The organism is Methylophilus sp. (genome assembly GCF_052437885.1).
GTDB lineage: Bacteria > Pseudomonadota > Gammaproteobacteria > Burkholderiales > Methylophilaceae > Methylophilus.
On sequence record NZ_JBQVPB010000010.1, the window covers coordinates 97,032 to 123,072 of the forward strand.

Annotated in this window: 23 protein-coding genes; 9 read left to right on the forward strand and 14 right to left on the reverse strand. The window is 52.5% G+C overall.

Annotated features, from left to right (window positions below; genetic code table 11):
* Window positions 1–6 precede the first annotated feature (6 nt).
* The gene (gene dnaE, locus ACT6RZ_RS11265; RefSeq protein ID WP_444702198.1) at window positions 7–3,486 is read right to left on the reverse strand and encodes a DNA polymerase III subunit alpha; all 3,480 of its coding nucleotides are present in this window, start codon (window positions 3,484–3,486) and stop codon (window positions 7–9) included.
* A gap of 180 nt (window positions 3,487–3,666) precedes the next feature.
* On the opposite strand from dnaE, the gene tpx (ACT6RZ_RS11270) reads away from it, so the two are divergent.
* The gene (gene tpx / locus ACT6RZ_RS11270) at window positions 3,667–4,182 is read left to right on the forward strand and encodes a thiol peroxidase (RefSeq protein ID WP_444702199.1); all 516 of its coding nucleotides are present in this window, start codon (window positions 3,667–3,669) and stop codon (window positions 4,180–4,182) included.
* A gap of 105 nt (window positions 4,183–4,287) precedes the next feature.
* Window positions 4,288–4,788 (forward strand): thiol peroxidase, encoded by a 501-nt coding sequence (gene tpx, locus ACT6RZ_RS11275; protein WP_444702200.1) that lies wholly within the window; start codon window positions 4,288–4,290, stop codon window positions 4,786–4,788.
* A gap of 103 nt (window positions 4,789–4,891) precedes the next feature.
* Here tpx (ACT6RZ_RS11275) and fabF read toward each other — a convergent pair whose 3' ends face one another.
* The 8 genes from fabF to ACT6RZ_RS11315 form a co-directional block, all read right to left on the reverse strand.
* Window positions 4,892–6,124: a beta-ketoacyl-ACP synthase II gene (gene fabF, locus ACT6RZ_RS11280; RefSeq protein ID WP_444702201.1), complete on the reverse strand. Its 1,233-nt coding sequence runs from the start codon at window positions 6,122–6,124 to the stop codon at window positions 4,892–4,894.
* A 51-nt stretch (window positions 6,125–6,175) separates the two neighbouring features.
* Window positions 6,176–6,412, reverse strand: a complete 237-nt coding sequence (gene acpP, locus ACT6RZ_RS11285) for an acyl carrier protein (RefSeq protein ID WP_055825178.1) — start codon at window positions 6,410–6,412, stop codon at window positions 6,176–6,178.
* 119 nt (window positions 6,413–6,531) lie between these two features.
* The gene (gene fabG, locus ACT6RZ_RS11290) at window positions 6,532–7,272 is read right to left on the reverse strand and encodes a 3-oxoacyl-ACP reductase FabG (protein WP_444702202.1); all 741 of its coding nucleotides are present in this window, start codon (window positions 7,270–7,272) and stop codon (window positions 6,532–6,534) included.
* Between the two features lie 32 nt (window positions 7,273–7,304).
* Window positions 7,305–8,228, reverse strand: a complete 924-nt coding sequence (gene fabD, locus ACT6RZ_RS11295) for an ACP S-malonyltransferase (RefSeq protein ID WP_444702203.1) — start codon at window positions 8,226–8,228, stop codon at window positions 7,305–7,307.
* Between the two features lie 63 nt (window positions 8,229–8,291).
* Complete coding sequence (locus tag ACT6RZ_RS11300) at window positions 8,292–9,233, reverse strand: beta-ketoacyl-ACP synthase III (protein ID WP_444702204.1); 942 nt, start codon at window positions 9,231–9,233, stop codon at window positions 8,292–8,294.
* A 59-nt stretch (window positions 9,234–9,292) separates the two neighbouring features.
* Window positions 9,293–10,345 carry a phosphate acyltransferase PlsX gene (gene plsX, locus ACT6RZ_RS11305; RefSeq protein WP_444702205.1) on the reverse strand — a complete coding sequence of 351 codons (1,053 nt, stop codon included), beginning with the start codon at window positions 10,343–10,345 and terminating at the stop codon, window positions 9,293–9,295.
* A gap of 128 nt (window positions 10,346–10,473) precedes the next feature.
* Window positions 10,474–10,653, reverse strand: a complete 180-nt coding sequence (rpmF, locus tag ACT6RZ_RS11310) for a 50S ribosomal protein L32 (protein WP_018985326.1) — start codon at window positions 10,651–10,653, stop codon at window positions 10,474–10,476.
* Between the two features lie 176 nt (window positions 10,654–10,829).
* A complete protein-coding gene (locus ACT6RZ_RS11315; protein WP_444702206.1) occupies window positions 10,830–11,342 on the reverse strand; it encodes a YceD family protein in 513 nt (170 codons plus the stop codon).
* Between the two features lie 327 nt (window positions 11,343–11,669).
* Between ACT6RZ_RS11315 and ACT6RZ_RS11320 the strand changes: the two genes are divergently transcribed.
* From ACT6RZ_RS11320 to ACT6RZ_RS11340, 5 genes are all read left to right on the forward strand, one after another.
* The gene (locus ACT6RZ_RS11320; protein ID WP_444702207.1) at window positions 11,670–13,088 is read left to right on the forward strand and encodes an acetyl-CoA carboxylase biotin carboxylase subunit; all 1,419 of its coding nucleotides are present in this window, start codon (window positions 11,670–11,672) and stop codon (window positions 13,086–13,088) included.
* Between the two features lie 39 nt (window positions 13,089–13,127).
* A complete protein-coding gene (gene oadA / locus ACT6RZ_RS11325) occupies window positions 13,128–14,978 on the forward strand; it encodes a sodium-extruding oxaloacetate decarboxylase subunit alpha (protein WP_444702208.1) in 1,851 nt (616 codons plus the stop codon).
* A 66-nt stretch (window positions 14,979–15,044) separates the two neighbouring features.
* Entirely contained in the window at window positions 15,045–15,662 is a 618-nt protein-coding gene (locus tag ACT6RZ_RS11330) for a Maf family nucleotide pyrophosphatase (RefSeq protein ID WP_444702209.1), read from the forward strand.
* A gap of 101 nt (window positions 15,663–15,763) precedes the next feature.
* Window positions 15,764–17,188: a DUF4139 domain-containing protein gene (locus ACT6RZ_RS11335; RefSeq protein ID WP_444702210.1), complete on the forward strand. Its 1,425-nt coding sequence runs from the start codon at window positions 15,764–15,766 to the stop codon at window positions 17,186–17,188.
* Window positions 17,189–17,305: 117 nt separating this feature from the next.
* Entirely contained in the window at window positions 17,306–18,019 is a 714-nt protein-coding gene (locus ACT6RZ_RS11340; RefSeq protein ID WP_444702211.1) for an SAM-dependent methyltransferase, read from the forward strand.
* Window positions 18,020–18,131: 112 nt separating this feature from the next.
* On the opposite strand, the gene ACT6RZ_RS11345 is transcribed toward ACT6RZ_RS11340, so the two are convergent.
* The 3 genes from ACT6RZ_RS11345 to ACT6RZ_RS11355 all read right to left on the reverse strand — a co-directional run bounded on the left by ACT6RZ_RS11345 (window position 18,132) and on the right by ACT6RZ_RS11355 (window position 20,141).
* The gene (locus ACT6RZ_RS11345; RefSeq protein ID WP_444702212.1) at window positions 18,132–18,326 is read right to left on the reverse strand and encodes a type II toxin-antitoxin system VapB family antitoxin; all 195 of its coding nucleotides are present in this window, start codon (window positions 18,324–18,326) and stop codon (window positions 18,132–18,134) included.
* A 129-nt stretch (window positions 18,327–18,455) separates the two neighbouring features.
* Window positions 18,456–19,322 (reverse strand): aldo/keto reductase, encoded by an 867-nt coding sequence (locus ACT6RZ_RS11350; protein ID WP_444702213.1) that lies wholly within the window; start codon window positions 19,320–19,322, stop codon window positions 18,456–18,458.
* Window positions 19,323–19,343: 21 nt separating this feature from the next.
* A complete protein-coding gene (locus tag ACT6RZ_RS11355; protein WP_444702214.1) occupies window positions 19,344–20,141 on the reverse strand; it encodes an SDR family NAD(P)-dependent oxidoreductase in 798 nt (265 codons plus the stop codon).
* A gap of 252 nt (window positions 20,142–20,393) precedes the next feature.
* Between ACT6RZ_RS11355 and ACT6RZ_RS11360 the strand changes: the two genes are divergently transcribed.
* Window positions 20,394–21,344 carry a GlxA family transcriptional regulator gene (locus ACT6RZ_RS11360; protein WP_444702215.1) on the forward strand — a complete coding sequence of 317 codons (951 nt, stop codon included), beginning with the start codon at window positions 20,394–20,396 and terminating at the stop codon, window positions 21,342–21,344.
* Window positions 21,345–21,452: 108 nt separating this feature from the next.
* Here ACT6RZ_RS11360 and ACT6RZ_RS11365 read toward each other — a convergent pair whose 3' ends face one another.
* Window positions 21,453–22,076, reverse strand: coding sequence for a hypothetical protein (locus ACT6RZ_RS11365; protein WP_444702216.1), 624 nt, complete (start codon window positions 22,074–22,076; stop codon window positions 21,453–21,455).
* Between the two features lie 74 nt (window positions 22,077–22,150).
* Window positions 22,151–24,040, reverse strand: coding sequence for a DNA mismatch repair endonuclease MutL (mutL, locus tag ACT6RZ_RS11370; protein WP_444702217.1), 1,890 nt, complete (start codon window positions 24,038–24,040; stop codon window positions 22,151–22,153).
* A gap of 131 nt (window positions 24,041–24,171) precedes the next feature.
* Between mutL and ACT6RZ_RS11375 the strand changes: the two genes are divergently transcribed.
* Window positions 24,172–25,695 (forward strand): helicase-related protein, encoded by a 1,524-nt coding sequence (locus ACT6RZ_RS11375; RefSeq protein WP_444702218.1) that lies wholly within the window; start codon window positions 24,172–24,174, stop codon window positions 25,693–25,695.
* Window positions 25,696–26,041: the final 346 nt, after the last annotated feature.

The following is a 26,041-nucleotide window of genomic DNA, read 5'->3' on the forward strand; positions in this document are numbered from 1 at the left end:
AAAAGTTCAGGCATTATAAAGGATTTTGACATTTTCTTTTGATAACCAGCCCTGTAAATTCAGCAGCAGGTCATCATGCAATACCACTTGCCAGTCTTCGCCCAGCATCAGGCTGACCTGCGCCGCCTGATTATGGTAATCGACCTTGATCGGGCAGCGCTTCTGCTCTTCATTGGCGTAGCGATAAGGCGTTAATACCGTCATCAATCGCTGCAGGTCAGATTGCCCGTTGCAGCTCAGCGTCAACATCTGCGCAAAGCGGTTACGCACGGCGGCCAGGTCGTAGAGTTTTCTGGCGCTGACGCGGATACCGCCGGAAAACTCGTCATTTGAAATACGGCCTTCTACGATCAACAACTGGTCTTCCTTGATCCACTGCGCGTGTTGCATCAGCAACTCAGAACCCACTACCACATCGGTACGCCCCACTGCATCATCAAGGGTGACGATGGCCATCTTGCCGCGCTGGGTCATACGCACACGCACCCCCATGACCACACCTGCCAGTAATTTAGGTTCATTCTGCGGAGCCAGCTCACCGAGGTTGCCTTTAATGAACGGCCCCAACTGCGCTTTGTAACTCAGGTAAGGGTGGCCGCTAAGGTAGAAACCCAGCGCTGACTTTTCTTCCTGCAATGCCTGTTCAGGGCTCCAGGCGATCACGGCCGGCAGTTGATGCTGCGTCTCGACCACCCCGCCAAACAGGCAATCCTGCCCGGCATGCGCAGCCCGTTGCTCGGCGGCGCTGATGGCACCATCCAGGCCGGCCAGCAAGGCGGCACGGTTTTGCTCCAGCTTGTCAAAAGCGCCGGCGCGTATCAGTGATTCCATCACGCGCCGGTTCACTTTGCGTAGATCCAGGCGCTGGCAAAAATCAAAGATATCCTTGAAAGGCCCCTCAGCCTCTCGTGCCGCGACTATCAGGTCTATCGCCGCCCCGCCGGTGCCTTTAATGGCGCCCAGGCCATATAAGATCTGCTGCGAGCTCATGGGCCTGAACTGGAAGATACTGGCGTTGACATCGGGTGGCAATACATCGACATGGTTGCCGCTGCAATCATCAAAAAACGTGTGCACGTTATCGGTGTTGTTCATATCGGCCGACATGGTGGCCGCCAGGAAAGCAGCAGGATAATGCGCTTTCAGGTAAGCGGTGTGATATGCCACCAGGGCATACGCCGCGGCGTGCGATTTGTTAAAACCATAGCCGGCAAATTTTTCCAGCAAGTCAAACAGGTCATTCGATTGCTGCAGGGTCAGGCCATTCTTCAGCGCACCTTCGTTGAATATTTCACGCTGGATCACCATTTCTTCCGGCTTTTTCTTACCCATGGCGCGGCGCAGCAGGTCGGCGCCACCCAGGCTAAAGCCGGCCACTACCTGCGCGATCTGCATCACCTGCTCCTGGTAGACGGCGATACCGTAGGTTTCTTTTAGGATGGACTCGGTAGACGCATGCGGGTATTCCACGCGCTGCGTACCGTGCTTGCGTCGGCAAAAGTCAGGGATCAGGTCCATAGGGCCCGGACGGTACAGCGCCACCAGGGCGATAATATCTTCAAACAGGTCTGGCTTGGCCTGTTTGAGCATGTCCTTCATGCCGCGCGATTCCAGCTGGAACACCGCAGTGGTATTGGCGGTTTTCAGCAGGTGATAGCTGCGTTTGTCATCCAGCGGTATGGTCTCGAAACTGAGCGGCGGCAACTCTTCCTGCGCACGTTGCGCATTGGCGTTTTCCAGCGCCATATTGAGGATGGTCAGCGTACGCAAACCCAAAAAGTCAAACTTGACCAGGCCTACCGCTTCCACGTCATCCTTGTCATACTGGCTGACCAGGCTGTCGCCATTGGGCTGGCAATAGATAGGTGAAAAATCCGAGATCTTGCCCGGGGCGATCAGAACGCCGCCCGCGTGCATACCGATGTTACGCACCAGGCCTTCCAGCCGCAGTGCCAGGGAAAGCAATTCCGAGACTTCTTCTTCTTTTTCACGGCGCTCCTGCAACTGGGGTTCTTTTTCCAGCGCTGACTCCAGCGTGATCCCCAGCTCTAACGGGATCAGCTTGGCGATGCCATCCACAAAGTTGAAGGGTAAGTCGAGCACGCGGCCTACATCGCGGATCACCGCTTTGGCCGCCATGGTACCGAAGGTGGCGATCTGTGATACCGATGCCAGCCCATATTTATTCTTCACGTAATCGATGACGCGATCACGGCCTTCCTGGCAGAAGTCAATATCGAAGTCGGGCATGGATACCCGCTCAGGATTAAGAAAGCGCTCAAACAGCAAGTTGTACTTGAGTGGGTCCAGGTCAGTAATGCCCAGGCTGTAAGCGACCAGTGACCCGGCACCAGAACCCCTGCCCGGCCCTACCGGCACGCCATTATTCTTGGCCCAGTTGATAAAGTCGGCCACGATCAGGAAATAGCCAGGAAAGCCCATCTGGATAATGATGCCGCACTCGAATTGCAGCCGCGCTTCATATTCGGGTCGCTTCTGTTCGCGCCTGTCCTCATCCGGGTACAGGTAAGAGAGCCGCTTTTCCAGGCCTAGTTTGGATTGGTCGATCAGGAAAGCGTCCAGGCTTTCCCCATTGGGCGTAGGAAAATCCGGCAGGTAGTTCTTGCCCAGCGTGAGTGCCAGGTTGCAGCGCCTGGCGATCTCGACCGCATTCTGCAAGGCGATAGGCATATCAGCAAACAAGGCCTGCATCTCGGCCTGTGTCTTCACATATTGCGACGCCAGAAAACGTTTAGGCCGGCGCTTGTCTGCCAGCACATAGCCTTCAGCGATACAGGTACGTGCTTCATGCGCCATAAAATCATCTGGCGTCTGAAACTGTATCGGATGCGTGGCCACCAGTGGCAGGTCCAGTTGCTGTGCGATCAGCACGGTCTGCTGTATGCATTGCTCCTGGGCGCGCGACTCCTGGGTGCCGGGCTCGTGTACACGCTGCACCTCCAGGTAATAGCGGCCCTGAAATATCTGTGCCCACTGCCGCGCAGCTTGCAGCGCCTGTGTCTGGTTACCTGCTTGCAAGGCCTGACCGATATCGCCAGCCAGAAAGCCGGACAGCATCAACAGGCCTGCGTTTTTCTCCTGCAACCATTCAGCTTTGATCTCGGCGCGTTCACGGTACTGGTTTTCGAGGTAGGCACGACTCAGTAGCTCGCATAAATGGCGATAACCCTGCGCGTTCTGCACCAGTAGCAACATGCGCTGCGGCTGATCCCGCTGCAAGGTATTCTCCACCCATACATCACAACCCAGGATAGGTTTCAGGCCCTTGCCGCGTGCTGAATTATAAAACTTCACCGCGCCAAACAGGTTGGCAAGGTCAGTCAATGCAAGCGCAGGCATGCCGTCCTGCTTGGCGGCTTTGACATAATCGCCTATGCGTACAGTGCCATCCACAATCGAATATTCACTGTGGCAACGCAGGTGTACAAATGCGGGCGATGGGGTTGAAGTGAGCGGTGCTTCCATGGGGTTATTTTACCCGCCATCCTCTTTTTTGTGATGCCTGCGCATGCAAATAATCTGGTTGACAGCGATAAAATGACCGTGCGATCAAGCGACGAACTGCGCGCTTAACAGTTGCAAAAAGCACTTAAGCTGGCTGGCAATATGCACTATGATGTCAGGCTCATTGATAATTGAGCGCACATGATTATGTCCCACGCCATTTCACTGCTTGATGAACCCATACTCGTGGAAGACAACTTACCACGCGTGGGCGAAGTGCTGCCTTTTTTCCAGCTGGTGAATCACTCGCTGGAAGATATCACGCTGGAATCTTTTCACGGCAAGCGCAAGATACTGCATTTTTTCCCGGGCATTGATACGCCGACCAGCGCCGATAGCGTACGCCGGCTGGATGCACTGGCTGAAACCTTACCCAATATCGCCATCCTGAATATATCCCCCGACCTGCCGTTCACTATGTCACGCTTTTCTGAAACCGAGCAATTGCTGCATAGCACCAACCTCTCCACCCTGCGTGGCCGCGACATGTTTAAAAATTATGGCGTGCTGATCATGTCCAGCAAACTGGCCGGTTTACCGGCGCGCGCACTGATGGTGGCTGACGAGAATGACAAGGTCTTACATGTGGAACTAGTCGAAGACCTGACCAGCGAACCAGACTTTGCGGCTGCGCTCAGGTCACTCACAGGCCATTAAAAGCTCACAGGCGGCCTGATTAACTTATTTTTTATAAGGTTGATTGCCAACTCGCGAAGCGCTACAGTAGCTACTTTTATTACTTAACCCGTTTTGGAGAACACTATGGCAAGCGTAACGCTTAAAGGTAACCCGGTCGCTGTTGGCGGAAAATTCTTGGCAGTCGGTGATACAGCGCCTGACTTTCAACTGGCGGATGCCAAACGCACGCTGGTGGGGCTGGATGCCTACGCTGGCAAACGTAAAGTGCTGAACATTTTCCCAAGCATAGACACCCCGACCTGCGCGACTTCTGTACGCACTTTCAATAAAGAAGCCAGCAAGGCCAGCAACACCGCCGTATTGTGTATCTCTGCCGACCTGCCATTTGCGCAAAGCCGTTTCTGCGGCGCTGAAGGCCTGGAAAACGTAGTGACCTTATCTACTTTCCGTGACACCGCAAAATTTGCCAATGCCTACGGTGTATTCATCACCGACAGCAGCCTGGCTGGTTTAACTGCACGCGCAGTGGTCGTGCTGGATGAGAACAATAAAGTCCTGCACAGCGAACTGGTCAGCGAAATCGCCAACGAGCCTAACTACGAAGCAGCCCTGGCTGTTCTGTAAGCACGAACAGCCCTGAGCGGCGATAGCATCAGCGTCAACACGCTGATTGCTAATAATAAAAAAGCCAGCGTAAGCTGGCTTTTTTATGTTTGCTGGCGGCAGCTTAAACGCGTTTGAACAACAAGCTACCGTTGGTACCACCGAAACCAAAGTTATTCTTCAGGGCATACTCGATGTTCAGATCACGTGCGGTGTTGGCACAGTAATCCAGATCACATTCCGGGTCCTGATTGAATATATTGATGGTCGGTGGCGAAACCTGGTGATAGATGGACAACACGGTAAACACCGACTCCAAACCACCTGCACCACCCAACAAGTGACCAGTCATCGATTTGGTAGAGTTGACTACCAAATTGTAAGCATGGTCACCAAAAGTAGCTTTGATGGCATTCGTTTCATTCGCATCACCCAGCGGTGTCGAAGTCCCATGCGCGTTCATAAACTGCACCTGGTCAGGGTTGACCCCTGCATTTTTCAATGCATTGACCATGGAACGGCGTGGGCCGTCCATATTGGGTGCCGTCATATGGTACGCATCAGCGCTTAAACCATAGCCTGAGACTTCAGCATAAATCCTTGCGCCGCGTGCCTTGGCATGTTCGTACTCTTCCAGCACTAACACGCCAGCGCCTTCGCCAATGACAAAACCGTCACGGTCTTTATCCCAGGGACGACTTGCCGTTTCAGGATCATCATTACGGCCAGACAAGGCGCGCGCAGAGGCAAAGCCGCCTACGCTCAACTCGGTGATGGCTGCTTCAGACCCGCCAGCGACCATGACATCGGCATCGCCATACTCGATCATACGCGCGGCTTCACCTATGCTATGGGTGCCGGTGGTACACGCGGTGACGATCGCGATATTCGGCCCTTTCAGGCCCAACATGATAGACAGGTTGCCGGAAATCATATTGATGATGGTGCCAGGAATGAAAAATGGCGAGATCTTGCGTGGGCCGCCATCGTCATAATTGTCGTTGGTGGATTCAATCAAGCCCAGGCCACCTATCCCTGACCCTATCGTGACACCAATGCGTTCGGCATTGGCTTCAGTCACTTCGAGGCCGGAATCCCTGAACGCTTCCAAACCTGCTGCCAGGCCATACTGGATAAACGTATCCATACGCCGCGCATCTTTAGCGGGGATAAAGTCTTCGGCGTTAAAGCCTTTGACTTCACCTGCAATCTGCGAGGCGAACGGGGTGGGATCAAATTTGGTGATTCGGGTTATGCCTGATTGACCAGCGATAAGATTGTTCCAGGCGTTCTGGTAGCCAATCCCAACTGGAGACACCACGCCTAAGCCGGTTACTACTACTCTGCGTTTGGTCATAATAGAAATCAGCCCTCTTGCGAGGGCTGATTAAAAGAATAAGTCAATGAATTACTTGAGATTAGCGCTGACGTAGTCAATCGCTTGCTGAACTGTTGTAATTTTTTCGGCTTCTTCGTCAGGGATTTCGCAATCGAATTCTTCTTCCAAAGCCATTACCAATTCTACCGTGTCCAGAGAATCTGCACCCAGATCATCCACGAAGGATGAAGTGTTTTTTACGTCAGCTTCGTTTGCACCTAATTGTTCACAAACGATTTTCTTTACGCGTTGTTCGATGTCGGACATCTAAAATACCCCTTATTGATAAGTGTCGTGTTCAGTAAACCGATATTCTAGCAAATCTTGCCCAGAATACCAAAAAACTATTATTAAAATGAGCAGGCGAATTCACTTGCCTTCTCAACTTATGCGCTGTACATGCCACCATTCACATGTATGGTCTCGCCAGTGATGTACGCCGCCGCTGGCGATGCCAGGAAAGCCACCGTGGCTGCAATCTCATATACCTGACCCAGGCGACCGACCGCAATGCGTTCCAGCATTTTGGTTTTGATGTCTTCCGGGAGTTCGGCCGTCATGTCGGTTTCTATAAATCCAGGTGCGACACAGTTGACGGTGATGTTACGACTACCCACCTCTTGTGCCAGCGACTTGGTAAAGCCGGTCATGCCAGCCTTGGCGGCGGCATAATTGGTCTGACCGGCGTTGCCCATGTGGCCCACCACGCTGGAAATATTGATGATGCGGCCCTGGCGGGCTTTCATCATGGGCCGTAACACGGCCTGGCTCATGCGAAACACGGATTTCAGGTTGGTGCTCAATACTGCATCCCAATCTTCATCCTTCATGCGCATCAGCAATGTATCTTTGGTGATACCGGCATTATTCACCAGAACAGTCACATCACCGTACAGTTCTGCGATCTTCTTCAGCAAGTGCTCTATCTGCTCGGGCTGGGTCACATCCAGCGCCATACCCACGCCATTCACGCCCGCTGCTTTCAGCGAGGTAGTGATCGCATCTGCGCCGCTGGCAGAAGTCGCGGTACCGATCACGATAGCGCCCTGTTTGCCCAGCTCCTGGGCGATGGCAGCACCAATGCCGCGACTGGCACCAGTGACCAACACTACTTGTTGATTTAGCATCATCTCTCCTTTATTCACACCGTATTTTATTATTATTGGTTTACAAAAGCTTGTATGGCTTCTTCATTGATCAGCGCTACACAGCTCATTTCTGCCACGATGCGCTTGGCCAGACCAGCCAGCACCTTGCCTGGCCCGCACTCTGCACTGACCAACACCTGCTGCGTCGCCAGTAACTGCACTGTTTCAACCCAGCGTACCGGGCTATAAAGCTGGCGTACCAATGCATCCTTGATCTGGGCTGCGTCACTGTAAGCGGCGACATCGGCATTGTGCAACACCGGCACTGATGACGCTTGCACAGTGACATTCTGCAAATAATCACGTAATTTTTCTGCGGCTGGTTTCATTAACTCGCAATGCGAAGGTACGCTAACCGGCAGTGGCAGTGCACGTTTGGCACCTTTGGCCTTGGCCAGTTCCATACCGCGCTCGACCGCCGCTTTTTCGCCGGCGATCACCACCTGGCCCGGAGAGTTGAAGTTGACCGCCTGCACCACCTGGCCTTGTGCCGCTTCGCTGCAGACTGCACGTACAGTGTCGTCATCCAGGCCCAGGATAGCAGCCATCGCCCCTTGCCCTTCCGGCACGGCCTGTTGCATGACTTCGGCACGGAATTTAACCAATGGCAATGCGTCGGCAAAACTCAGCGCGCCAGCAGCGACCAGTGCGGTGTACTCACCCAGGCTATGGCCTGCCATCGCTGACGGCTGCTTGCCACCCAGGCTTTGATAGACGCGCCAGGTAGCGATACCGGCAGTGAGCATGATAGGCTGGGTATTCTGCGTCAGGTTGATCGCATCATTCGGTTCAGTGGCCATCTTCCAGAAATCCGCACCCAGCACGCTGGAAGCTTCTTCAAATGTTTGTTTGACAATGGCGTGGGACTCAAGGCCCTGCATCATGCCCACAGACTGTGAACCCTGGCCAGGAAAGAAAAAAGCAAATGTAGACATAGGCGTTTTAAATCAGTAATTAATCAAGTATTGAGTTTGTGCAGACACTGCTTAAGTGCCTGTTTAGAACCTAACGAGCGCAGAGCCCCAGGTGAATCCGCCGCCAAATGCTTCCATCAGCAATATGTGCCCGCGCTGGATGCGGCCATCCCTGACGGCGGTATCCAGTGCCAAAGGGATTGAAGCAGCTGAGGTGTTGCCGTGCGTATCTACGGTGACGATCACTTTATCCATGGACATCTCCAGTTTTTTGGCGGTCGCTTGCAGGATACGGATATTGGCCTGGTGCGGCACCAGCCAGTCGATATCGGATTTCTGCATACCATTGGCCTGCAGGGTTTCGTCGACGATCTGGTCCAGCGTATTGACGGCGATCTTGAATACCGTATTGCCTTCCATCACCACAGTATCCTGGCCATTCGGATTACGTGGTACGTGCAAATGGTTCTCGTAATTGCCGTCGGCATGTATATGGGTAGACAGCACACCGGGCTGATCGCTGGTTTGCAGAATGACAGCGCCGGCGCCATCGCCCCACAAGATACAGTTGCTGCGGTCGGTGTAGTCACAGATGCGGGTAAAAGTATCGGCACCGATCACCAACACATTTTTATGCTGTCCTGAGCGCATAAAGTGGTTGGCGGTGGCCAAGGCATAGATAAAGCCGCTACAGACGGCCTGTACATCAAATGCCGGACAGCCGGCGATGCCCAGTTTGCGCTGCACCATGGTAGCGACGCTGGGAAAGATTTTATCTGGTGTGGTGGTAGCCACGATGATCAGATCGATGTCCTCGGCCTGAATGCCTGCCGCTGCTATCGCATTGAGGGCTGCCTTGGTCGCCAGGTCACTGGTCAGTTCATCGGTGACCCGATGGCGCTGCTTGATACCGGTGCGGGAAAATATCCACTCGTCAGTGGTATCGACCAGTTTTTCCAAATCAACGTTGGTCAATATAGTGGGCGGCAGATAGCTGCCCGTCCCTGCAATACGTGTGTGAATCATGGGTGCGATTATGCCTTAAATGGAAAAAAACGCCTAACAGAACAATGGCTGCGAGCGTATCAGGAGTCTTCTGCCGTGGCGAGATGCTCGATTTCGAGCTGGGTCTGGATACGCTTCAGAACGCCGCTTTGCGCTTCTTCCATGGCAACATGTATCGCATGGTAAAAACCTACGCTATCTGCACCACCATGGCTTTTCACCACGATACCACGCAAGCCGAGAAAGCTGGCGCCATTATAAAGGCGCGGGTCTACCCGTTTTTTAAATGCTTTCAATACCGGGAAAGCGCCCAGCGCCATCAACTTGGTCAGCCAGTTACGCTTGAATTCCTGGGTCAGAAACTTGCCCATCATGTGCGCCAGACCTTCAGTGGTTTTAAGCGAGACATTGCCGACAAAGCCGTCGCAGACCACCACATCAGTGGTGCCCTTGAAAATATCATCGCCTTCCACGTTGCCGTAAAAATTAAGGTGGCTGCCGCGCAATAGTTCAGCGGCCTGTTTTGCCACTTCATTGCCCTTGATATCTTCGGAACCGATATTGAGCAAGCCTATGGTCGGATTAGCTTTATTGTTGACACAACTCACCACCATGGCGCCCATGATCGCGAACTGATACAGATGCTCGGCGGTGCAATCGGCGTTGGCGCCCAGGTCCAGCATAAAAGTACTGCCGTTCTCGGAAGGCAAGGTAGAAGCGATCGCCGGTCTATCTATCCCCGGCAAGGTTTTGAGCACAAATCGTGCTGTCGCCATCAGGGCGCCAGTATTACCTGCACTGACACAGGCTTGCGCTTCACCGGTTTTCACCATATTGATCGCCACCCGCATAGAAGAATCTTTTTTATTCTTCATCGCGCTTTGCGGCGATTCGTTCATCAGCACCACTTCGCTGGCATGGTGCACGCGCAGGCGCGGGTTAGGCGTCACATGCAGCACTTTCAGCTCGGCCTCGATGGCATCCTGCAAGCCGACCAGAATAATATTGAGATAAGGATTTTCGTTCAGAATACGCACAGCCGCAGGCACAGTCACATGTGGACCGTGATCTCCGCCCATGGCATCTATCGCAATGACAACTTCCTGAGATTGCCCGTGTTGACCAGTAGTCATGTTATTTCCCATGTTCACTTAAACACATGTGCTGCACTGCGCTAAAAGCGCAGGCATACGCCAGATACACAAACGCCGCGCATTTTGTGCGCGGCGCAGTTTGAAACATTATAGCTTTGTGCCAGCGATTACTCGCCTTTTGCAGGCATCACTTTACGGCCACGATAAAAACCGTTTGGGCTCACGTGATGACGCAGGTGCACTTCACCTGTTGTAGGCTCGATCGCCAAAGGTGGGTTTGTCAAAAAATCGTGGGAACGGTGCATACCACGTTTGGACGGTGTCTTTTTGTTTTGCTGAACTGCCATTTTAAATTACTCCAAAATTAACCGCCGCAATTTATCAATGGGCAGTTTAAAAACTAGAATTGCTACCTAATCCAGCATTATAAAATATTCCAGAGACAACTGCAAACAAATCCTGCAACTGTCGCTTTTCATTGGCTTTTTATGCAAATGCAGGCCGGGAAATGCCATGCAGGGCTTTATTTATCCAGCTTGAGGTTTTTAAGCGCAGCAAAAGGGTTGGGCTTCTCGCCCGCCGTTTTCTGCAAAGGCGCACACGCTTGTTCATGCATCACCGCGATAGGCAACGCCATCAGCAACTCATCTTCCACCAGCGATTCAAACGTCGATTCCGCGTCAGACTCCAGCCAATCCACATCCTCGTCTTCAAGCAAGGCTTCCGGCGGTTCATCACAGATGGCGAATTCAAATTGCACATCGATGGCCTGCGGCATGGCGGCAAAACATCGCTGACAAACCAGCGGCAGATCGGTTTGCACCGCCAACCCCAGCATGGGCAGCTGTGTGTCGCCAAAATAACGTGCAGGCAGACCCTGCAACTGATAAGCCACCGACACCCCGGCCAAGGCCTGGGTGTCACTGACGCCCAGCTCGCACAAAGCCTCCTGCAGACGCGGCAATGCCGCGATCTCCAGCATCCCTTCCGTCTTTTTTTGCTGCCTGGCTAATTCCAGATAACGCGCATTCGACAAAAAACTCTCCTTCTGTTCACTTGCTATTTAATATAGCAAACTATGCAGCCATTGACGAATCCTTATATACATACCCATAGCCCCTGATTACGTCATACTGTATAAGCCGCAGTTTTTTGTTATAATAACGTCGCTTCACGCAGTGCTCTTTTCGAGGGTACAACCATGGTGCGGTTTGTATTATCGACCAGCCTATCAGGCGGTCAAGATAGTATTCAACCACCACCAAACTAGCCAAAACATTGTGCATACAGGCATTTAAAAGTCTTATAAAACAATGTGCTTAATAAAAACTCTGTCCTTTTTTTCTTGCTTTAAGGGTAATGTGTGTTTAAGAAAATTTTAGTCGCGAATCGCGGTGAAATTGCGGTACGCATTGTGCGCGCATGTTCGGAAATGGGCATTAAATCTGTCGCCATCTATTCCGACGCCGATCGCCATGCCTTGCATGTCAAAAAAGCTGACGAGGCCTATAACATCGGTTCTGACCCGGTGGCAGGTTACCTGAATGCACATAATATTGTGAATATCGCCGTCGCTGCTGGCTGTGACGCCCTGCACCCTGGTTATGGCTTTCTTTCTGAGAACCCACAACTGGCAGAGGTCTGTGCCCGCCGCGGTATCAAGTTCATCGGCCCTGAAGCGCATGTGATCCGCCAGATGGGTGACAAGATTCAAGCGCGTAACGCCATGATAGATGCGGGCATTCCCTGCGTTCCAGGTAGCGATGGCAACCTGGAATCACTGGATGCCGCGATCGCACTGGCCAAGAAGATAGGCTACCCTATCATGCTGAAAGCCACTAACGGTGGCGGTGGCCGTGGTATTCGCCGTTGCGATAGCGAGAAAGACTTGCTGAGCAATTATGACCGTGTGATCTCCGAAGCCAGCAAGGCTTTCGGCAAGCCGGAAGTGTTCCTGGAAAAGTGTGTGGTGCATCCGCGCCATATTGAAGTACAGATTCTGGCTGACTCGCAAGGCAATGTGATCCACCTGTTCGAGCGCGATTGCTCTATCCAGCGCCGTAACCAGAAGCTGATCGAGATCGCGCCTTCACCACAGTTGTCGCAGGCACAACGCGATTACATCGGCAGCCTGGGTGTGAAAGCAGCCAAAGCCGTCGGCTATGAAAATGCCGGTACTGTCGAGTTCCTGCTTGATTCAGACAATAATTTTTACTTCATGGAAATGAACACCCGCTTGCAGGTGGAACATACCGTGACTGAAACCATCACCGGTGTCGATATCGTACAGCAGCAGATCCGCGTCGCCGCCGGTCTGCCATTGCAATACAAGCAAAGCGAGATCGCTTTCCGTGGCTTTGCCATGGAATACCGTATCAATGCGGAAGATCCGCAAAAAGACTTCCTGCCCAGCTTTGGCAAGATCACCCGTTACTACGCTCCAGGCGGGCCTGGCGTGCGTATGGATGCGGCGATCTACAGCGGTTATGTGATCCCGCCCTACTACGACTCCATGTGCGCCAAACTTACCGTATGGGCGCTGGACTGGGAAGGCGTGATCGAACGTGGTCGCCGTGCGCTGAACGACATGGTGGTATATGGCGTCAAAACCACTATCCCTTACTACCAGCAGATCATGTTACACCCGGATTTCCGTTCGGCTAACTTCAACACCAGCTTTGTGGAACAACACCCGGAGCTGACTGAATATGACGTCGGATTACCGAAAGAACTGATGGCCGCAGCGATTGCAGCCGCAATTGCAGCCCACGAAGGCATTTGATTAACCGTATCGCAGTATATTAATTAGATCGACAAGATTATGAGCAAAATACACGTCACCGAACTCGTTTTAAGAGATGGCCACCAATCCCTGATTGCTACGCGCATGCGTACCGATGACATGCTGCCTATCGCCGGCAAGCTGGATGATATTGGTTTCTGGTCTCTTGAAGCCTGGGGCGGGGCCACTTTTGACGCCTGCGTGCGCTTTCTGAAAGAAGACCCATGGGAGCGCCTGAGCAAACTGCGCAAGGCCTTGCCCAACACGCCTATCAATATGTTGCTGCGCGGCCAGAACCTGCTCGGCTACCGTCACTATTCAGATGATGTGGTACACGCGTTTGTAAAACAGGCGGCAGATACCGGGGTCGATGTGTTCCGCATTTTTGATGCGATGAATGACATCCGCAACCTGAAAACAGCGATCGAAGCTGTTAAATCGGTGAAAAAACACGCGATCGGCACTTTATCGTTCACCACCAGCCCGGTGCATGACGTGGCTTACTTCGTCAACATGGCCAAAGAGCTGGAAGCGCTGGGCTGCGACAGCATAGGCGTGAAAGACATGGCGGGTTTACTGACCCCCACTCTGGCTGGCGAACTGGTCAGGGAGCTGAAAGCCGCAGTGAGCCTGCCTATTCATATGCATAGCCATGCCACTTCTGGTTTAGCCAGCATGGTGATGCTGAAGAGCGTTGAAAACGGTGTCGATATCATAGACACCTGTAACTCCTCTTTCTCGGAAGGTGCCAGCCACCCGACCACAGAGAGCCTGGTGGCTGCCTTGCAAGGCACCGAGTACGACACCGGCCTCGATCTGGGCAAACTGCAGGAAATCACTGCCTACTTTAAAGATGTACGCAAAAAATACTGGCAGTTCGAGAGCGAATTCACCGGAGTGGATACCCGCGTACTGGTGAACCAGGTTCCGGGTGGCATGATCTCCAACCTGTCCAACCAGTTGAAAGAACAAGGCGCGCTCAACCGCATGGATGAAGTGCTGGCTGAGATCCCGCGTGTGCGTGAAGACCTGGGTTTCCCTCCATTGGTGACACCGACCTCGCAGATCGTTGGTACACAGGCAGTCTTGAATGTACTCACTGGTGGCCGCTACAAATCCATCACCAATGAAGTGAAAAACTACCTGCTGGGCCAATATGGCAAATCACCCGCCGCAGTCAATGCAGAAGTGCGTAAAAAAGCCGTGGGTGACGCCGAAGTGATCACCTGCCGCCCTGCGGACCTCTTGCAACCTGAAATGACCAAGTTGCAAGGTGAAGCCGAACGCTTTGCCAACAACGAAAAAGATGTGCTGACCTATGCCATGTTCCCGGATATCGGCCAGACCTTCCTGCAAGAGCGCAATGCCGGCTCACTGCAACCAGAGCAATTGCTGAGCAAAGAAGCCGTTACCCAGCAAACAGCGGCTGCGCGCTACGCACCGAATGAATTCAATATCACGCTGCACGGTGAAACCTACCATATCAAACTGACTGGTAGCGGCCATGCGGGCGAAGAGCGCCGTCCTTACTATGTGAAGGTGGATGGCATCTCTGAAGAAGTGTTTGTTGAAACACTGAGTGAAATGGAGATCAGTGATGGCGGCAGCTCCAACGGTGGCAAGAAAAAAGCAGCAGCCGTGGCTTCCAGCGGTCGCCCGCGCCCTACCCACCCGGGTTGTGTGACTACCGCCATGCCAGGCACCATAGTGACGGTCAAAGTCAACGTTGGCGATAAAGTCAACGCCGGTGATGGCGTGCTGGTGATAGAAGCGATGAAGATGGAAAACGAGATACAGTCCAGCAAAGCCGGCACTGTGGTCGCGATTCACGTCGCCAAAGGTGACAGTGTGACGCCGGACGAGACACTGATAGAGATTCAGCCGGATTAATCTTGCTTCAGCAGTAAACAGCAATGCTAAAATCCCTGGATCGTTATCCGGGGATTTTTTTATCCTATGTCTGCACTGATGTCCGACCTTACGCAAACCCTCATTCTTGCGTCATCCTCACGTTACCGGCGGGAAGTGCTGGAAAAACTGCACCTGCCATTTACATGCATCTCGCCTGATATCGACGAAACGGCATTGGTCAATGAAAGCCCGGCGCAGACTGCTTTACGGCTGGCTGAAAGCAAAGCGCGCAAAGTGGCCGAGACTGAGCCGAATGCTTTGATCATAGGCTGCGACCAGGTAGCCACACTAGATGGCCTGCAGATAGGCAAACCGGGAAATCACGCCAACGCCGTCAAACAACTAGTCATGCTCAGCGGGAAAGAAGTGGTCTTTCATAGCGCGCTATGCCTGTATGACAGCGCCAGCCAGCACATGCAATCGACTATCGTGCCTTATTACGTTAAATTCAAGATACTCACGCCGCTGCAGATAGAAACCTATTTACGGCTTGAACAACCTTACGATTGCGCTGGCAGTGCCAAATCTGAAGGCATGGGCATAGCCCTGCTGGATTATATGCGTGGTGACGACCCCAATGCATTGATAGGCTTACCGCTGATCGCACTGGTCAATATGCTGCAGCAAGCTGGTATCGATGTCTTATCTCTGCCACGCGGATAGTCTATGCTAGGCTTGCCTGCAAGCGTCTGTTAACTTTTGAACGGCTGTCGCGTTAACACAGTCTCAAGCATACAAGCACACACAACAACGAGAGGATATTCATGCGACTCAGCTCCCTGTTACTTTTATCATTGGGCAGTGTTTCACTCGCTCACGCGGAAACCGCCATCATCAGCCCGCAATCAGATCAAACCGGTGTCGCCGTCACCATTTACAACGAAGACCTGGCCCTGGTGAAAGATAGCCGTAAGCTCAAATTAAACAGTGGCTTATCCGCCTTGTCATTCCGTGATGTCAGCGCCCAGATCAAGCCGGAAACCGCGCTGCTGCGCAGCCTGTTGCCGAATACCAGCCTGCAGGTACTGGAACAGAACTTTGATTTTGACCTGCTCAGCCCGCAAACCCTGTTAGAAAAATTTGTCGGCCAGCAAGTCAGCGTAATCAAAACCAACCCGACCACCGGCGCCGAGACTGAAGAAAGCGCGACTGTACTCTCGGCACAAAACGGCATAGTGCTTAAGATAGGCAACCGTATCGAAACCGGCTTTCCTGGCCGTATCGCCTACCCTAACGTGCCCGGCCAACTGCGTGACCGTCCTACCCTGACCACACAAGTGCAATACAAAGGGGTTGAACAATCCAGCCTGGAGCTCAGCTACCTGACCGGCGGCCTGAACTGGAAAGCCGATTATGTGGCCGAACTCAGCAGCAAAGAAGACAGCATAGACCTCTCCGGCTGGGTCACCCTCAACAATACCAGCGGCACCTCTTACCCTAACGCCAGGGTGCAACTGGTGGCAGGTGATGTCAATCGCGTGCGCGAAGCGATACGCCCCAAAACCATGATGATGCGCTCAGAAGCCATGCTCGCCGATGCGCCTATGCCCAGCGAGCAAGGCTTGCTGGAATATCATCTCTATACGTTGCCCAGAGCAACGACCATCGCCGAGAACCAGACCAAACAAGTGGCCCTGCTGACGGCGCAACATATCCCGGCGCGTAAAGAGCTGGTGTTAACAGGTGCTGATTACTACTACCAGGGCCAGTACCGCGACGCAGAAAAAAAGCAGAAGGTTCAGGTTTATGTAGAGTTTGAAAACAAGGAAAGCAGCAAGCTTGGCATTCCTTTACCCAAAGGCACCATGCGCGTTTACAAAAAAGATAACGATGGCACCGCACAGTTTGTCGGGGAAGACCAGATAGACCACACCGCTAAAAACGATAGCGTGCGCCTCAAACTGGGCAATGCGTTCGATGTGACCGCAGACCGCGTGCAAACTGATTTTAAAAACCTGACCAAAGAGAAGCAGACTGCGCTGTATGAAAGCGCTTATGCCATCACCCTGCATAACGCCAAAAAAGAGGCGGTCACAGTCACCGTGAAAGAGCCTATTAACGGCGACTGGAAGATTCTCAATGCCTCACAAGCGCACGAGAAAACTTCAGCGCATGAGGCGACATGGAAGATCAATATACCGGCCGAGAGTGACGTCACCCTTAAATACAGAGTCCAGGTGAAATACTAGGCATTGATCAGCTATCACTAGACGATAGAGGTGTTTAAAAAAGCATTCCCTGAACGGAATGCTTTTTTTATGCCTGGCATGGGATAATTCGGTTTTTTGCATCCTCTAGACACCCCTATGGCTACCGGCACTTTATATTTTATTCCTGTCCCTCTTGCAGAAGGCACCACACCACAACAAGTGCTGCCGGGCGAAGTCGTACAACGCATGCATAGCCTGCGCCACTTTATTGTCGAGAACGAAAAAACCGCCCGCCAGTTTTTAGCCGCCAGCGGACACCCGGTAGCGATACGCGAACTGACATTCGCCCTGCTGACTAAAGACACAGCGCCAAAAGACTTACCAGCATTGCTGCAACCATTACAAAAAGGCATGGATGTAGGCCTGATGAGCGAAGCCGGCTGCCCGGGCATTGCCGACCCCGGCGCCGCGCTGGCTGCGGTGGCGCATCAGAAAAACATACGCGTGGCGCCATTGATAGGCCCCAGCAGCTTGCTGCTGGCTTTAATGGCGAGCGGCCTGAATGGCCAGAGGTTTACTTTTCTGGGCTATTTGCCCAGCGACAAGGCTGAACGCATCAAAGCGATCAAAGGCATTGAGTTTGATTCTAAAAAACAGCAGGCAACGCAGTTGTTTATAGAAACACCTTATCGTAACCAGCATATGCTGGAAGACCTGGTAGCCAACCTGCAAGCACAGACACGGCTATGTGTGGCCTGTAATATCACGGCACAGGATGAATTGATTGTGACCAGGACGGTGGCCGAATGGAAAAAATCGCCGCTGCCAGATGTGCATAAAAAACCAACTGTATTCTTGTTGCTGGCTTAAGCAGAAAAGCGCTTTGCTAGCTGGTGTGAGTCGGCACATAACACACACCAAAGCGCAGATAATCTGTTATCTGAGGGTGGCGTACCGCAGTAGCCCCTGATATCCATGATGATTAATCTGCAGCCGGGCGCGGTATCTCAATCATTTCGGGTGCACTACCGCCTAATGCAGACAACCGCTTTGCTGCCTGAACCTGTACAAAAACTTTAATCGCTTCTCTGAATAAATCTGCCTTATCCATCGCAGGATCAGCGACTTTAAGTGCTTGTTCATACAGAGAATTTTCTATCGTCACAGTAGTTCTCATGGCGACCTCGCATCAAATATGCCCTTAAAACTCATCATATCACTCATCAAAAAGAGTGGCTGACTCTGCGGTACTGTATGAGTAGAGGAAAAAGCAAGCTTTACTCAGACTGGCAAGTAAAGCCTGTGCCTACGCCGCGGCCGTTTTGTAAGCATTTGCTAGTAGCTCAAAATCTTCATCAGTTAACTTGATATTAATTGCCTGCATATTCTCCTCAAAATGCTGCACTTTGCTGGTGCCGGGGATAGGCAAAATCATAGGGCTGCGTTTCAGCAACCATGCGATCGCGATCTGGTTTGGCGTGGCCTCGTATTTCTTCGCCACTAGTCCCAATACATCCAGCTTTCCAGCCAGGGCGTTCTTGGCTAGCGGATACCATGGAATAAAAATGATCTGGTTGGCAGTGCAATAATCCAGCTCCTGCTCGTATTGGCGGTTGATCAGATTGAACTGGTTTTGCACGGTATCGACTTTGAAGTATTTCTGCGCTTCCTCAATATCTGCCACCTTCACTTCACTCAGGCCTATGTGTTTTATCAGGCCTTCTTTCTGAAACTCGGCGACCGCCTGAAATTGTTCATCCCTGGGGACTTTAGAATCGATTCTATGCAACTGCCACAAATCGATCTGTTCCACCTTGAGGCGGCGCAAACTCATTAACAGCGATTGACGCAAATACTCTGGCCGCCCCACTGCTGTCCATACATCAGGCCCTTGCCGGGTCAAGCCCGCCTTGGTGGCTATCGTCAGCTGTTTGTAGGGGTGCAGCGCCTCAGCGATCAACTCTTCGCTGACATTGGGGCCATAACTGTCTGCGGTATCGATAAAATCAACGCCCAGATCGGGCAACCTGCGCAGTAATTGCAGGCAATGCGCCGGGTCTGCAGGTTGCCCCCACACGCCTGCGCCTGTGATACGCATAGAGCCAAAACCGATACGGTATAGTTGGCGATCACCCAAGCTGACATGGGTGGGTATATTATTGCTTTCAGACATTAGGCAACCTTTTCTTAATGATTATGCAGCAAGGCCGTAACGGCGGCCAGGTTTTGCATTGGCGAATTTTGGAGTCAAAGCACGGCGGGCAGTTTCCCACTGTTCCCAATCTTCATTATCTTGCAACGGTGGGATCGTCACCAGCTCGCCGCTATCCAGGCCAGCCAGCGCCGCATCTACCAGATCTTCAGCACTCATGGTGGTGGGCGCTTCTTTCACCTTGGCATAACCAGCCACGTCCCAGAACTCGGTAGCTGTGCCGCCAGGCAATACAGTTTGAATACGCACGCCTTTATCAGCAAGGTCTTTTTGTAAAGAATGGCCAAAACTCAGCACATAAGACTTAGAGGCGCTGTAAACACCATTGAGCAACTCAACCGCAATGCCGACCACAGAAGCGATATTGATGATAGTGCCGCTGCCCTGCGCCGCAAATACAGGTGCGATCGCATAAGTGAGGCGTGTGAGCGCGGTGATGTTCAAAGTGATCATGGCTTCCATCTCATCGACATCCGCATCAAGGACAGATGCCACCGAACCGACGCCAGCATTGTTTACCAGCATACTGATATCTTTAGATTCTTTCAGGACTTTTTCCAGCTCGGCCAGCGCTTTTTTATCATTCAGATCAGCAGCCATGGTCGTCACCTTAACGCCGGTTTCCTGCACCAGCCGTTCAGCCAGCAGATTCAGTCTGTCAATATTTCTGGCAACCAGAATAAGGTCGTAGCCCCTTTTTGCCAGGCGGTCGGCATAGACCGCGCCTATCCCGGTTGAAGCTCCAGTGACGACAGCAGTGCCTTTATGTGTAGATGTCATGTTATTTCTCCAGATGAAAATTTGTCTTGTAGGTGATGCCGAAACGCATTTTGATCCTGGAGTGATATATCATCAATGACATATATACAATGTTTTATGCCATCGTTAGATTTTGTCCTTTATTTTTATATATAGTCTGATTTAAAGTGTAATTCATTTGAATAGCCTTTGATTCACAACTGACCTGACTAAGGGTATTGTCATTTTTAATGCCATATCATTTATTCACGCCATACGGGAGAAATAAACATCATGCATACCATAGGTCTATTGGTCTTTCCCAACTTTCAGGCGCTAGGTCTGGCGGTTTCAACCGTGTTTGAATATGCCAACCTCATGCATACTGAAAAAACCTACCATTTCCGGCTGGTGTCAGAGCACGGTGGCCCGGTGATGACCTCGCACACATTTTCGGTCAATACTGAGCGGTTGACCGATTCCAGCTACGATACGCTGATGGTGGGTGGTGATAACGATTGCCAGCTACCCTCGCCAGAGTTACTGCATTACCTGCGTGAATCACCCAGGCATATCAGGAGAATTACTGCCATTTGTACCGGTGCATTTGTGCTGGCCGAAGCCGGCCTGCTGGATGGCAAACGCGCCACCACGCACTGGCTGCATTCAAACACATTCAGAAAGCTCTACCCGAAAGTACAACTGGATGAAGACAAGATCTTTGTGGTGGATGGACAAATATGGACCTCCGCCGGATTAACCGCAGGCATAGACCTGGCGTTAGCCATTGTGGAGAAAGACCTGGGCCTGGATTTAGCCAGGCAGATCGCGCGTAAACTGGTCGTCCACCAACGGCGCGGTGGCGGTCAATCACAGTTTTCTACCCTGTTAGAACTCGACGCAAAGTCCGACCGGGTGCAAATGGTGCTGTCTTATGTGAAAGAGAATCTGCAAGCTGATTTATCCGTTGAATCCCTGGCCGAAGTAGCAAGCCTGAGCCCGCGCCAATTCAGCCGTGTGTTCACTGAAGAAACCGGGTTGCCGCCTGCGAAAGCCGTGGAGCGGCTGCGCGTGGAATCGGCAAGGCTGATGATGGAAACCGGCCACCACCAGATTGAAATCATAGCCCGCGAAACTGGCTTTGGCGATAGAGAACGCATGCGCCAGGCTTTCCTCAGGGCTTATGGGCAGCCGCCGCAAGCGATACAAAGGCTTGCTGCAGGTAGCGCCAGACCGTCAATGTGATGCTTTAGAGATGATTACCCAATTTAGCGGCGACCCATTGAGTATGGCTCAGTACATCGTTGCAAATAGATCAATATCTATAACCCTGGATTATTTACTGCTTGTCGCCTATGGCAGGCTACTGATCAAGTTTTCGGTGATTTCTTTGGCAGCCAGCACAAACTCTTGCTCAACACTTTTCTTGCCGATCAACAGGCGCTCATCCAGGTTTTCGCCCTTAGAGGAGTAAAGGCCGTTATAGCCAGCCCGCTTTTCCCATAGCACGCTGCCGTTTTTGTCCTGCAGCTTGACCCTAAGCATGGCATATAAATGCCCTAAGCCGGAAATACGCATTTCATCGATTTCAATGATCAGATAATTACCCGGGGTTAACTTGGATAGCTCAACCACCGGATTATTCGCTATCGTGGTTTTAGGCCAGGCTTTCTTTTTTGCAAAATCAACCAGCATCTGTTTTGCAAGTATCTCGCCAAAATCAGGAATATCAGGCGGCAATAAGCCTTTTTCTTTGGTGGAGCGTGCGTATAGCCCCTGCGCCAGAGTAGCATTAGGAAAAGCCCGCACATAAGACTCAGTCCAGGTATTCCTGATCAAGGGCGGAGTCGACACCCTGACGATTTCAAGTTGGGGAAGCTGTTCAATCTGTTTGGGAGAGATTGAGACTAATGTAGAGCAGGCGGTGAGAAAAATAATTTGAATTAGAAGTAACGTTTTTAACACTTTTGCATGCATTTCTTTCACACCCTTTTTAACAAATCCAGTGACCCGGCTGGCAAAACCCTATGCACCAGGCCTATATAGCAAAGCTACTGCCCGCGCATAAACATCTTATCCAGATCATTCAAACTCACCTGAAACCAGGTTGGCCTGCCGTGATTGCACTGCCCGCTTCTTTCGGTTGCTTCCATATCTCTGAGCAAGGCATTCATTTCAGTGGTGCTGAGTTGGCGGTTGGCCCTGACAGCCGCATGACAGGCCATGGTGCCTAACACTTCATTTTGCCGTTCCAGCAGCACCCGGCTGGCGCCGTATTCATGCAGATCACGCAATACCGCCCGTGCCAGTGACACTACATCGGCATCTTGCAGCATGGTAGGCACGGCACGGATAGCGATGGTGGTCGGCGATAAGGTCGCCATATCAAAACCCAGCTGTTGCAAGGTATCGCTGCCTTGCAACGATTGCAGCGTGGCTACTTCGACTTTTTCCGCATAAAAACTCATGGGAATTAGCAGCGGCTGCGTGGCTATGGCTTGTTCACTGAGGGCGTTTTTCAGGCGCTCGTACATGATGCGCTCATGCGCGGCGTGCATATCGACCACCACCATGCCCTGGGCGTTTTGGGCAAGAATATAGATACCGTGCAACTGGCCGAGTGCAAAGCCTAATGGATATTGCTGCGGCTCTTGCGCCGGTTCCGGGATCAGGACTGCTTCAGACAGCGAGATAGGGTTTAAGTAGTCTTCTGGCGAATGCGTTTGCTGCTGGTTGCCCAATGCACTGATATCGGTCGTTTTTAAATCACCATAAAGCTGACCATAAAACTGCTGGGCGATAGCCGCACCCTGATTGCTGACATTATCAGCCCGGTAGCCGCCATCGAATACCGAGCGGTTCTGCAATGGCATTTCAACTTGTTGACGCGGCATCGCCAAGCCAGGGGTAAACGGGTTGAATGGTGCTTGCACCGGCTGGCTGGCTTGAATCTCGGCCGAAGTCTTGCCCAGGGCTTTGTGCAGGCTATGGAAAATAAAGCGATGCACGGCTTGTGATTCACGAAAACGCACTTCGGTCTTGGCCGGGTGCACGTTCACGTCGACTAGCGACGGGTCCAGTTCCAGAAACAGGACGAATGCCGGGTGTTTATCGCCATGCAGTACGTCCTGATAGGCCTGCTTGATGGCGTGCGCGATCAGTTTGTCGCGCACAAAACGGCCATTCACAAACACATATTGTGTATCACGGCTATGGCGCTGGTAGGTCGGTGATGCAGTCATGCCCCACAGGCGCAAACCACTGCTCTGCTCATCCAGCCACACGCTTTGTGCGGCAAACTCGTTACCCAGTACATCGGTGATACGTTGCTGCGGCGTGCTGGCGGCCAGCCGCATAATGGCTTTGCCGTTATGTTGCAGCAAAAACCCGATTTGCGCGCGCGACAGGGCGATACGGGTAAAGGCATCTTCACAATGGCCGAACTCGGTATTCTCGGTTTTGAGGAACTTGCGACGGGCCGGGGTGTTGAAATACAGGTCATGCACCTCGACGATAGTGCCGGCATCCAGCGCTGCCGGGCTTACCGGCTGGCCCTGCGTGCCTTCGGCACTGATCTGCCAGGCATGGCTGGCAGCCTGCTGGCGGCTGGTGAGCACAGTGCGTGAAATAGAAGCGATACTGGCCAGCGCCTCACCGCGGAAACCCAGGCTACCGACCTGCTCTAGGTCATCCAGGCTTTGAATCTTGCTGGTGGCGTGGCGGGTCAGGGCGAGTTCCAGTTCATCTTTGGCAATGCCGTGGCCGTTATCGGTGACCTTTAGCAGCTTTGTGCCGCCTTGTATCAGGGCCACCTGAACCTGGGTGCTACCGGCATCGACACTGTTTTCAAGCAGCTCTTTGAGCGCCGAAGCCGGGCGCTCAACCACTTCGCCAGCGGCGATCTGGCTGATAAGTTGATCGGGTAATAATTTGATTTGCATCTCGCCATTCTAAAGGAAACTAGCAAATAAATGGCTAGATGGACAAATTTCTGCGCTGCATGCGCCGTGCAATTGAGGCCGCGTCATCACTAATTTCAGGCTTGCAACACTGTTTTGCTAGAATAGCAGCCATGCCGCTTTCTGATTTTCAAGCCTACCTGGCCCGCTACGCCCTCGCCCGCCAGCTAAAACGCCAGCACCACTTTTATGTGGGCCCGACCAACTCCGGCAAAACCTACCAGGCTCTGGAAACCTTACGCAAAGCCGAGTCTGGCGTTTACCTGGCGCCATTGCGCCTGCTGGCGATGGAGGTACGCGACAGGTTGATGCAGGCGGGGGTGCCATGCAACCTGGTGACAGGCGAAGAACGCATCATCATGCCAGAGGCCAGGCATACCGCCTCTACCATAGAAATGCTGCGGCCAGATCATGCGGTAGCGGTCGCCGTGATAGATGAGATCCAGATGCTGATGGACCCTGACCGCGGTAGCGTCTGGACAGCCGCCCTAGTCGGTGTTCCTGCCAAACAGGTGTTTATCTGCGGCGCCAACAGTGTGACTGCCAGCTGTACCCGCGTGCTGGATGCCCTCAATGAACCCTACACCCTCACCCACCTGCAGCGCATGACACCTCTGGTGATAGAAGAAGCCAGTATCTGCGGCGAACGTTACCACGCCGCCAAATTGCGCAAAGTGTTGCAGGCTGGCGATGCCATCATTGCCTTCAGCCGCAAGGACGTGCTGACACTGGCAGCACGCATCCGTCAGTGGGGTTTCAATGTGGCCACTATCTATGGCGCACTCTCGCCCGAGGTACGTCGCGGCGAATCAGCACGCTTTGCCAATGGCGATGCGCAGATACTGATCGCCACAGATGCCATAGGCATGGGCCTCAACCTGCCGATCCGGCGCGTGATCTTCGCCAATATCCATAAATTTGATGGCGTGGCACCGCGCCCGCTCAACGCGACCGAAATGCGGCAGATCGCCGGTCGTGCCGGGCGCCACGGCCTGTATGAAACCGGCTATGTCACCGTGCTCGAAGATGACGAACAATGGCATTTAAATGAAATGCTGGCTTGCGATGACACCGTAGCCCCGTTTGCCTTGCCTATGGCAGTGAGTGGTGGCGATATCGAAGCATTAAGCCAGCGCATCCCCACCTGGCGCCTGGCGGAATGTGTGGAGCATTTGCACGCACAGTATCAACGACAAGCCGGGCTTGACGCTTTGCAATGGCAAGTCACCCCCTTGCAATACCAGCAAGCGCTATTGATAGACGAAACCGCACCCAGGCTGACCATACGCGACAAATACCGCCTGATGTGCGCGCCACTGGCGATACAGGTACCGATCGCACGGGATTATTTTGTGCAGTGTCTGCAAGCCATTGCCGATCAGCACCCGCGTGCGTTGCCGGTATTGCCGGAGTGGTTAAAAGGTCAGCAAGCGCAGTATCTGGAACAGGCCGAACTGATATGCCAGCATTTGAGTTTGTATAGCTGGTTGAGTTATCAATACCCGCAGATTTTCCCGGATAGAGAGTGGGTGGATGATGCCAGAAAAACGCTGAATGGCTTTATCAGCCGGGCGTTGAGGGTTCAGGCTGGGTATGGGAAGACGCAGAGGGAGACGGAATTGGCGCAATTCCGTTAGCGTGTTTTTTGTCGCCAGGCGGGTGACTTACCTTTTGCCCGCCTAAACTGTGAAAGGCGTAGCTTAGATTGCGCCTGTGGCCTGATATAAGGGTGGCTTATGTCACAAACAAGCCTTTATTCCGGCGCCGGTTACTCTGGCAAGGTTTATGACTGGCTTGGTTTTAGTACTGAGCGAGTCGTGTATTTGATGTGAAGTTGTAATAGGTATTTCTTTGGATGGTTCTGTGGTCTGTTTCGGCATTTTCTTTCGCCTCTAGGCGAGTTACTTTTCTTTGCTTGCCCAAAGAAAACGTAACCAAAAGAAATGCACCCTAGCTTCCGCTTGTTTCCTGCGTTGCTCGTCA